Raw genomic sequence first — 8,996 nt, forward strand, 5'->3', positions numbered from 1 at the left:
TTTTGGGGCGTTACGGCGCCTTTTACCCTGTGGGTTAATTGAAGTGGCTCACAAAATGCAAAGCCGGTGCGCGGGAGGGAGAATGTGCGCAAAATTTGTCTGGCGAACGGGATACGAGTAGACTTCGTGCCCTTGTTTGACGACGGAGAAAGTACCATGAGCGAGACGGCCACCTGGCAGCCGAGCGCATCCATCCCCAACCTGTTAAAACGCGCCGCCATCATGGCGGAAATCCGCCGCTTTTTCGCGGACCGCGGCGTTCTGGAGGTGGAAACCCCCTGCATGAGCCAGGCGACGGTAACCGATATTCACCTGTTCCCGTTCGAAACGCGTTTCGTCGGCCCCGGCCATTCCCAGGGGATCAATCTCTATCTGATGACCAGCCCGGAATACCATATGAAGCGCCTGCTGGCGGCAGGGTGTGGGCCGGTGTACCAACTGTGCCGCAGTTTTCGCAATGAAGAGATGGGACGTCACCACAACCCGGAATTCACCATGCTGGAGTGGTATCGCCCGCATTATGATATGTACCGCCTGATGAACGAGGTGGACGATCTCCTGCAACAGGTGCTGGACTGCCAGCCCGCCGAGACGATCTCCTACCAGCAGGCCTTCCAGCGTCATCTGGAGATAGATCCGCTGTCGGCGGATAAAACCCAGTTGCGTGAGGTGGCGGCGAAGCTTGATCTGAGCAATATCGCGGATACCGAAGAAGATCGCGATACGTTGCTGCAACTGCTGTTCTCCATGGGCGTTGAGCCGCATATCGGTAAAGATCGCCCGGTGTTTGTTTATCATTTCCCGGCAAGCCAGGCGGCGCTCGCGCAAATCAGCACCGAAGATCACCGTGTGGCGGAGCGTTTCGAGGTCTATTACAAAGGCATTGAGCTGGCGAATGGTTTCCATGAGCTGACCGACGCGCGCGAACAGCAGCAGCGTTTCGAGCAGGATAATCGCAAGCGCCTCCAGCGCGGTCTGCCGCAGCAACCGGTGGACTACAACTTGCTGGAAGCGCTAAAAGCGGGCCTGCCGGATTGTTCCGGCGTGGCGCTGGGCGTGGATCGCCTGATTATGCTGGCGCTGGGCGCGGAGAGCCTGGCGGACGTGATCGCCTTTACGGTTGATCGGGCGTAACGGCTGAATACTTACCTGTGGCGGGTGCGCTGCGCTTACCCGCCCTACGATGTTAGATAAAGCTTAATTCCCCTTGTAGGGTGGGTGCGCTGCGCTTACCCGCCCTACGGTGTTCGATAAGGCTTAATTCGCCTTTGTAGGGTGGGTAAGCGAAGCACACCCACCTCTTACGTACTTCTGTACGGCTTCATATTTATATAAATCTCAAACTCTTCAACATTTATTGCGTAAAACATGTTTATTTGTTCCTCTTTGCTTAAGATGGTATGAACTGTGCTGAATTAACAAGGAGGTTATTTTTATAATGAATGATTTACTGTTATTTTGTGAGGTTGATGAATATGGCTTTCCTCACTGGAACGGTCTCGACCTTTTTCGGTGGTATGCAATGCCTACAAACTGGCATTACATGACAGGCAACGCATATCTATGGCTCTATAAAACATCCTGGCTAGTATATTATCGCGAGCTTATTAAGAAATATGCAAAAGAAGCGGAAGTTCCTGAGTTGTTATTGGCTGGAGTGGCCGTGGCTGAGGTCGGAGGAACGCCTGAGGTATTTAAGGGAATAGGTGTACTACAGGCTAAGCAAGTATTCGATGAAATCACCCAACAAAAAAACAAATACTCTAATCAAACATCGGTAGGCTCTATCGCCATTCAGTTAGGCGTTGCCGCTGAAACGTTAGGTATTGACCCTAATGAATTAGATCATTTTCAACAATTCAGGCTTGCTCAGTGTTTATTAAATAATGAATTTAATATCCGTGTCGTTGCTTTTCATTTGCATGATTTGATACTGTATGACAACCCTGGGGCTAATACTTCGGTTTTAACAGATGAACAAATCGTTGTTGCTGGCTCTCGTTATAATCGGGGTAGACAAAGAAACCGTAACGATATAGCGAACTCAATACATTCTCCTGTCGGCACGCCATCACGTGAGTATAGCGAATATGGTCGGCGTATTCTTGAAAAGAAAGAAACCATCATGCAAATATTAAATGGACGCTAAATGAACTATAAGCTATTAACATTGTGTGTAATATGGTTTGGCGTTTCTATAGGCTGGGTGATTGTGTTTTCTGTTCAGGATAAAGAATGGTGGATAGGACAGGGTGAAATTAAAAACATTTGTGACCTTGTTTATTTCATTGAGTATGATGATTCACGTGATACAGGGGGTATTTTTACGCTGCCCGTGTTTTTTCCCGCGATTTATGCATTTTTTGTTAAAAAAAACCACCACTGGCTTATCTGGCTAACGACACTGGCTATTGCTGGTTATTGGCTATGGCGATTTTTTATCCGTTATCAGCTTTGTCTGTGGTAACAATCAACGGATCCATACTGGCTTTTATCAGATGCAGGTGCGCGTCGATTACCCGCCCTGTTAAAACGATATCAACCTTTGTAGGGTGGGTAAGCGAAGCGCACCCACCTTTACTAAACGACTCACAAAAGAATCACCGCCATAAAAAAGGAGCCGAAAGGCTCCTTTTTCGTTACATGCTTCCCGGCGTGCGGGTAGTGCGCCCGGCTGAGCTTAACGTTCGCGCCATGCGCTTGCCGTCGAGAGTCTCCAGACGCATCTGGAACGGCGGGAACGGCATTTCGATGCCGTGCTCGCGAAAGCCCTGCAAAATCAGCTGATGAATTTCGTGGCGCAGCGGCATACGGTGTCCCATTTCAGCGGCGTGAATACGCAGCTCAAAGAGCTGAATACCCTGCTGCAAATCGACCAGAAACACTTCCGGCGGCGGGTTATCAATCACATACGAACACTTCTCGGCGGCGCGATAGAGTATCTGCGTCACCTCTTCGCTGTTGGCATCCGACGGCGCAGGCACCGTCAGCACCACACGCGTGACCGAATCCGAGAGCGACCAGTTGATAAACTGCTCGGTGATAAACGCCTTATTGGGCACGATAATCTCTTTACGGTCCCAGTCGCTGATGGTGGTGGCGCGGGTATTAATACGCGTCACGCTGCCGGTTAAATCGCGAATCGTCACCGTATCGCCGATGCGGATCGGTTTCTCAAAGAGAATAATCAGGCCGGAGATAAAGTTGGCGAAAATCTCCTGCAAACCGAAGCCGAGCCCGACGCCGAGCGCCGCCACCAGCCATTGCAGCTTCGACCACTCAATGCCAATCATGGAGAAGCCCACCAGGCCGCCAATCAGCATCAGCAAATATTTGGTGATGGTGGTGATGGCGTAGCCGGTGCCAGGCGTCAGTTCCAGGTGTTGCAGCACCACCAGCTCCAGCAGCGCAGGCAGATTACGCACTAGTTGCGTGGTGACGATAAACACCAGAATGGCGATCAGCACCGCGCCAAGCGTGATCGGCTCAATACTCTCAACGCCCTGCACGGTCGAGGTGACGTCCCACAGCGAAATATTCTCAAGGAACCCGAAAGCCGAGTGGATTTCCGACCACAGCACAATCACAGACAGCAGCGCGATAAGCGTCAGGATCGAACGCACCAGGCGCAGCGACTGGGCGCTGATCGCATCGAGATCAAGCTCTGCGACTTCCACCTCCACGCTGCCTTCGGTGCTGTGCCCGTGATGCGGTTCTTCTTCGCCGCGGGCGCGCTGAGCCAGAATTTCCGCACGACGCGAGCGGGCGCGGTCAAAGGCCAGGCGACGGCGCTGAATAAGCATCCAGCGGCGGATGATGTGGTAAATCACCAGCAGCAGGAACCAGATGGCGACGGAGGTCTCCAGACGCGCCAGCAGCGCCTGCGCGGTTGCGAGATACCCGACGGCTGCGGCGAGGATCGCCATCAGCGGCGCGCACAGCATCATGTTCCACAGCAGCCGGTTGACCCAGTTATCGCCGTTGCCTTCGTTATCGAGATAGAGCGGGATGCCCGCGCGCTTGAGGCTGAGCGTGACGATCGCCAGCGCGCCGCAGATAAGCACAAAGCAGAGCCGACCCAGCGAGCCGGAAAATTCGCGGTCGTTGAGATTATCGAAGGTAATCAGCGCCATGATGAGCGGCACGATAAAGCCGATGCTCATCAGGTAGTAGCGCATCGCGCGGGCGACGCGGTTGCGCGGCCAGCCGAAATGCGTGGTAAACAGGCCATTGGGACGCGCGAAGGCGGCTGAAATCATCACGACCCACAGCAGCGGCACCGTGGCGGTGACGCCGTCGCCGACCGCCACGGCGATAGGGTAGGGCCAGGCTTCGCGAAGGCCATAGCCGAGCGTCGCCCACAGCACCGGCAGCGGCGACGCCACCAGAATCGACCAGAAGACCGTGCGCAGCGTCAGCCAGAAGTGGTCCTGCGTGACTTTACCGACCCGCGCGCTGGAACGCTCCAGAAACGCCGCAAAGTGACGGCGGGAGCTGATGCTAAAGCCCACCAGCAACAGCGCGCCAAACAACGGCAGCAGCGTTTCTTTGCTGGTCACCATCATCACGGCGGCTTTGCCAAGCTGGCCGAAAGAGTCGAGCGAGATAAGACGGCGCAAATCCTGCACGATATCCACCGGCCAGCTGATGCTGAGCGGGCTGACGTCGGCGGTCCAGAACAGATAGCGGTGCGTCGCCTCGTTGACTTCTTTCAGCGCGTCCTCAAGCTGGCTGTTCGCGACTTTCAGCTTGGTAAGCTCAAGGATTAACGTATCGCCGCCCTGCAACAGAGAGCCGAGCAGTTCGCGCTGGGTGCGCAACTGCGCCTCAAGAATACGGTTCTGCTCCGCCGTCAGCGGTTTGCCGTCCGTCTGGCGCAACTGGCGCAACTGCGGCTGCTTGTTGAGCTGATCTTCATAGCGCAGGCGATGGACGCGCAGCTGGGCCATTTCGGTATCGAGCTGCTGAAGCTTTGGCATCTCCGGCAGGCGCGACACCTGCGCGCGCAGCGCCTCGCCAAGCACGTTGGAAACGCCGAGCCACTGCGACTGTTCACGCAGCGTGGTTAACGCCTGGCGCACCTGCATGGTCTGGCTGGTGGCCTGACGCTGTTGGGACGCGACCAGATCCATGCGCTGCGCCTGCTGGTTCAGCGCGCGCGACAGTTCGCGGTTGACGTTGAACTGCTCGACAATCGCCGGAGGCAGATTGGCGCTGTTCTCGGCCAGCAGCTCGGTGCTTTCCAGCGCGCGCTCGGCCTCCTGCTGGCGCTGGCTGTTAAGCTGATTGCGCAGCGCCTGGAGATAAGCATCAAGCTGTTCGCTTTGCTTTTGCGCGAGCTCGGCGCGCAGGCGCGCCAGTTCCTGGCGGTTGCTGGCGGAGAGCTGGGCGAGTTCGAGTTCGTCAACGCGGGCTTTGAGTTGGGCCGATTCGGCCTGCTGGCTGAGAAGCTGCGCGGCCCCGAGCGCACTGGAGCCGGTCGGCGCGCCCGCGCGGCGTTCCATGTCGTTAAGCTGACGGCGCGCGTCGGTTTGTTGCTGGGGAAGCTGGCTTAAGGAGTCGGCGATTTCACGCGCGCGATCCTGCTCCTGCTGCGCTTCACGGCTTTTCTCCAGCAGCTGACTGCTGACCTGGAGGATCTCCTGATTGAGCGCGTCGGTGGTAAGCCCCGTAGGCACGCGGCGCGGCTCATCGCGCAGGTTGTTGAGTTGCTGGCGCAGCGACTGCGATAACTTTGGGAAGTTATCGATAACCTGCTGATATTGCTTTGCGCGCTCAAGGGAGGCTTTTCGCTCCTCAAGCGCGTTTTGCGCAGATTGTAAGGCTTCAACCACTTGCGCCTGATCGGGCTGGTTCTTGGCCGCTTTGGCCTGCTCCAGCTCCTGCGCTATCTGTTTTTCATCAGGCGCTGTCGCGGCGTTCGCCCAAAAGCTCAGGCTCCAGGCCAGCAGCACGTAAAGGATCAGGCGCACGTCATTTTACCTTTTTCTTAACGGTCGTGGTCGTTATCTACCAGTGGGTTGGCATCGCGCTCGGCTTCAGCTTCTTCGGCTGAAATCACCGCAGGCGCGACGTCGGCTGCGATCGCATCAACCGAAACCGCGAGCGGCTCGCCCAGACGAGTGACGGAGAGGCTTTGCAGATGCTCGACCAGCTCCACTTTGCCCGGCGCGAACAGGTTGATAACCGTAGAGCCCAGCTTAAAGCGGCCCATCTCCTGGCCTTTCAGCAGCGCCACGGCGCCGTCGCTTTCGCCCGCCGGGTACGTCCAGCGCTTGATGATGCCTTCGCGCGGCGGGGTGATGGTGCCAGCCCAGACGGTTTCGATGCTCCCCACAATCGTCGCGCCTACCAGAATTTGCGCCATCGGTCCGAATTCGGTGTCGAACAGGCAGATAACGCGCTCGTTACGAGCGAACAGGTTCGGCACGTTCTGCGCGGTCAGGTGGTTTACCGAGAAGAGATCGCCCGGCACGTAGATCATTTCGCGCAGGATGCCGTTGCACGGCATATGCACGCGGTGATAGTCACGCGGCGACAGGTAAGTGGTCGCGAAGGTGCCGTTACGGAACAGATCGGCCATCAGATAGTTGCCCGCCAGCAGCGCTTCCAGCGTGTAGTTATGGCCTTTGGCCTGCAAAATCTTATCGCCTTCGATGCGTCCGAGCTGGCTGATAACGCCGTCCGCCGGCATAGACAGCACGTTCGGGTCGGTATTCAGCGGGCGAACTTCATCACGCAGCGGACGCACGAAAAACTCGTTAAAGGTGCGGTAGCTGGCGGTATCGGGCTTCTGCGCCTCGCTCATATTGACCTTGTAGTATTTCACGAACAGATCGATGACCAGTTTGGTCAGCCAGCCTGCGCGTTTGCTCGCGCCCCAGCCGGCAAGGCGGGTGAGCCACTGTTTAGGCAGAATATATTGCAGCGAAAGTTTGATTTCGTTTAACAAGGTAGCCTCCAGGCCAGTGTTTCATCGTTCCTGGCCCGGCTGAACGCCGGGCCTGTCAGAAAAAGGGGCTGATTCTAACGACGCCGGGCGTCATTGTCAGTCGTCGCTTTCGGAAAAGTTTTTACGCGTTTTGACCTGCGCCATGCTTTCCAGAATCCGGTGATAGTTATCGAAACGGGTTTCGGCGATGTCGCCGCGCTCCACGGCTTCGCGGATAGCGCAGCCAGGATCGTTGCCGTGTTTACAGTCGCGGAACTTGCACAGACCCAGGTAGTCGTGGAATTCGATAAAGCCCTGGGTTATCTGCTCCGGCTCAAGGTGCCACAGGCCGAACTCGCGCACGCCCGGCGAGTCGATGACTTCGCCGCCGCCGGGGAAGTGGTAGAGGCGCGAGGCGGTGGTGGTGTGCTGGCCAAGCCCGGAGTTATCAGACACGTCGTTAACCAGAATCTGATTGTCCTTCAGGCCCAGCAGATTATTCAGCAGGCTCGATTTACCCACGCCCGACTGCCCGGCGAAAATACTGGTGCGGTCGATGAGCGCCTCTTCCAGTTCTTTCAACCCTTCGTCTTTGTAGCTGGAAACCAGCAGGACGCGATAGCCGATACGGCGATAGATATCCATCTGCTCATTGACGAAGGCAAGGCCCTTTTCATCAAGCAGGTCGGTCTTGTTCAGGACCAGTAACGGTTCAACGTCCAGCGTTTCGCAGGCCACCAGATAGCGGTCGATAATATTCAGCGACAGCTCCGGCAGGATGGCTGAGACGATGATGATTTGGTCGATGTTCGCGGCGATAGGCTTAACGCCGTCGTAGAAGTCCGGACGCGTCAGGACAGACGTGCGCTCGTGCACCGCATCGACAATGCCTTTGCCCTGGACGTTTTCTTTCGCCGGGCGCCAGACGACGCGATCGCCGGTGACCAGCGAGCGGATGGTACGGCGAATGTTACAACGGTGCACCCCGCCGTCAGACGATTCGACGTCGGCATGCTGACCAAAACGACTGATAACGCGGCCGTCGCGAGGCTCACCAAATTGCGAGTCGTCGGGATCGGCTTTCTCCGGAGTCTGTTTGAGCCGGCGCTGATGGTTCGCTGACACGCGGCGTTGCTGACCTTTGGAGAGTTTATTTTTGCTCAATCTTAATGGCTCCTGGTCGCCCCTGGTGGGCAAAACCTCTATGATACCAGCTATTGTAAATGAATTAACTGCCTGTCACCCCAGCGTGACGCGATAACGGATGGAAAATAGCATGAGTGCCAATGAAAACAACCTCATTTGGATCGATCTTGAAATGACCGGGCTCGACCCGCGACAGGATCGCATCATCGAGATAGCCACCCTGGTGACCGATGCCAATCTGAATATCCTGGCGGAAGGACCAGTTATCGCCGTACATCAGTCTGACGAGCAGCTGGCGCTGATGGATGACTGGAACGTGCGCACCCATACCGCCAGCGGGCTGGTGGATCGCGTTAAGGCGAGCACGATGGGCGATCGCGAAGCGGAACTGGCGACGATCGAATTTCTTAAGCAGTGGGTGCCCGCCGGGAAATCGCCCATCTGCGGCAACAGTATCGGCCAGGATCGCCGCTTCCTGTTTAAATACATGCCGGAGCTGGAAGCGTATTTCCACTACCGCTATCTCGATGTGAGCACGCTGAAAGAGCTGGCGCGCCGCTGGAAGCCGGCAGTGCTCGACGGCTTAAAGAAACAAAACACCCACCAGGCGCTGGACGACATCCGCGAATCGGTGGCGGAACTCGCTTATTACCGCGAACATTTTATTAAACTGTGACGCCAACGAGGGGCTAAGCCCCTCTTTTGTTGATAAAGTGATCGCTTTGGCGAATAAAAAAGCAGTCAGACAAAAATCACGAAAAAAAGCGTTTAAGGGGTTGCGGTAGAAATCATTTCTCGTATAATGCGCCTCCCGTAACGACACAGAAATGTGAATTACGCAGAGCGGGAATAGCTCAGTTGGTAGAGCACGACCTTGCCAAGGTCGGGGTCGCGAGTTCGAGTCTCGTTTCCCGCTCCA

The 8,996-nt window shown here is 56.1% G+C and carries 7 protein-coding genes and 1 tRNA gene; 5 read left to right on the plus strand and 3 right to left on the minus strand.

The genetic code is table 11. The annotated features are described in order from the left end of the window. The first annotated feature begins 156 nt into the window (after positions 1-156). From epmA to AACV31_RS06340, 3 genes are all read left to right on the plus strand, one after another. Positions 157-1,134: an elongation factor P--(R)-beta-lysine ligase gene (gene epmA / locus AACV31_RS06330; protein ID WP_075198902.1), complete on the plus strand. Its 978-nt coding sequence runs from the start codon at positions 157-159 to the stop codon at positions 1,132-1,134. Between the two features lie 304 nt (positions 1,135-1,438). After that, positions 1,439-2,149 (plus strand): hypothetical protein, encoded by a 711-nt coding sequence (locus tag AACV31_RS06335; protein ID WP_105538262.1) that lies wholly within the window; start codon positions 1,439-1,441, stop codon positions 2,147-2,149. Then, a complete protein-coding gene (locus AACV31_RS06340; protein ID WP_105581893.1) occupies positions 2,150-2,467 on the plus strand; it encodes a YjeO family protein in 318 nt (105 codons plus the stop codon). A gap of 172 nt (positions 2,468-2,639) precedes the next feature. Here the strand turns inward: AACV31_RS06340 and mscM are convergent, their stop codons facing one another. The 3 genes from mscM to rsgA all read right to left on the minus strand — a co-directional run bounded on the left by mscM (position 2,640) and on the right by rsgA (position 8,095). Beyond that, a complete protein-coding gene (gene mscM, locus AACV31_RS06345) occupies positions 2,640-5,972 on the minus strand; it encodes a miniconductance mechanosensitive channel MscM (RefSeq protein WP_015742602.1) in 3,333 nt (1,110 codons plus the stop codon). Between the two features lie 17 nt (positions 5,973-5,989). After that, positions 5,990-6,952, minus strand: coding sequence for an archaetidylserine decarboxylase (gene asd, locus AACV31_RS06350; RefSeq protein ID WP_075198901.1), 963 nt, complete (start codon positions 6,950-6,952; stop codon positions 5,990-5,992). Positions 6,953-7,048: 96 nt separating this feature from the next. Then, complete coding sequence (rsgA, locus tag AACV31_RS06355) at positions 7,049-8,095, minus strand: small ribosomal subunit biogenesis GTPase RsgA (RefSeq protein ID WP_015742600.1); 1,047 nt, start codon at positions 8,093-8,095, stop codon at positions 7,049-7,051. A 112-nt stretch (positions 8,096-8,207) separates the two neighbouring features. Between rsgA and orn the strand changes: the two genes are divergently transcribed. Together orn and AACV31_RS06365 are read left to right on the plus strand one after the other, a co-directional pair. After that, positions 8,208-8,753 carry an oligoribonuclease gene (gene orn, locus AACV31_RS06360; protein WP_165156583.1) on the plus strand — a complete coding sequence of 182 codons (546 nt, stop codon included), beginning with the start codon at positions 8,208-8,210 and terminating at the stop codon, positions 8,751-8,753. Between the two features lie 167 nt (positions 8,754-8,920). Next, positions 8,921-8,996, plus strand: a tRNA-Gly gene (locus tag AACV31_RS06365).

Source organism: Cronobacter sp. EKM101R, assembly GCF_963888145.1.
GTDB lineage: Bacteria > Pseudomonadota > Gammaproteobacteria > Enterobacterales > Enterobacteriaceae > Cronobacter > Cronobacter turicensis.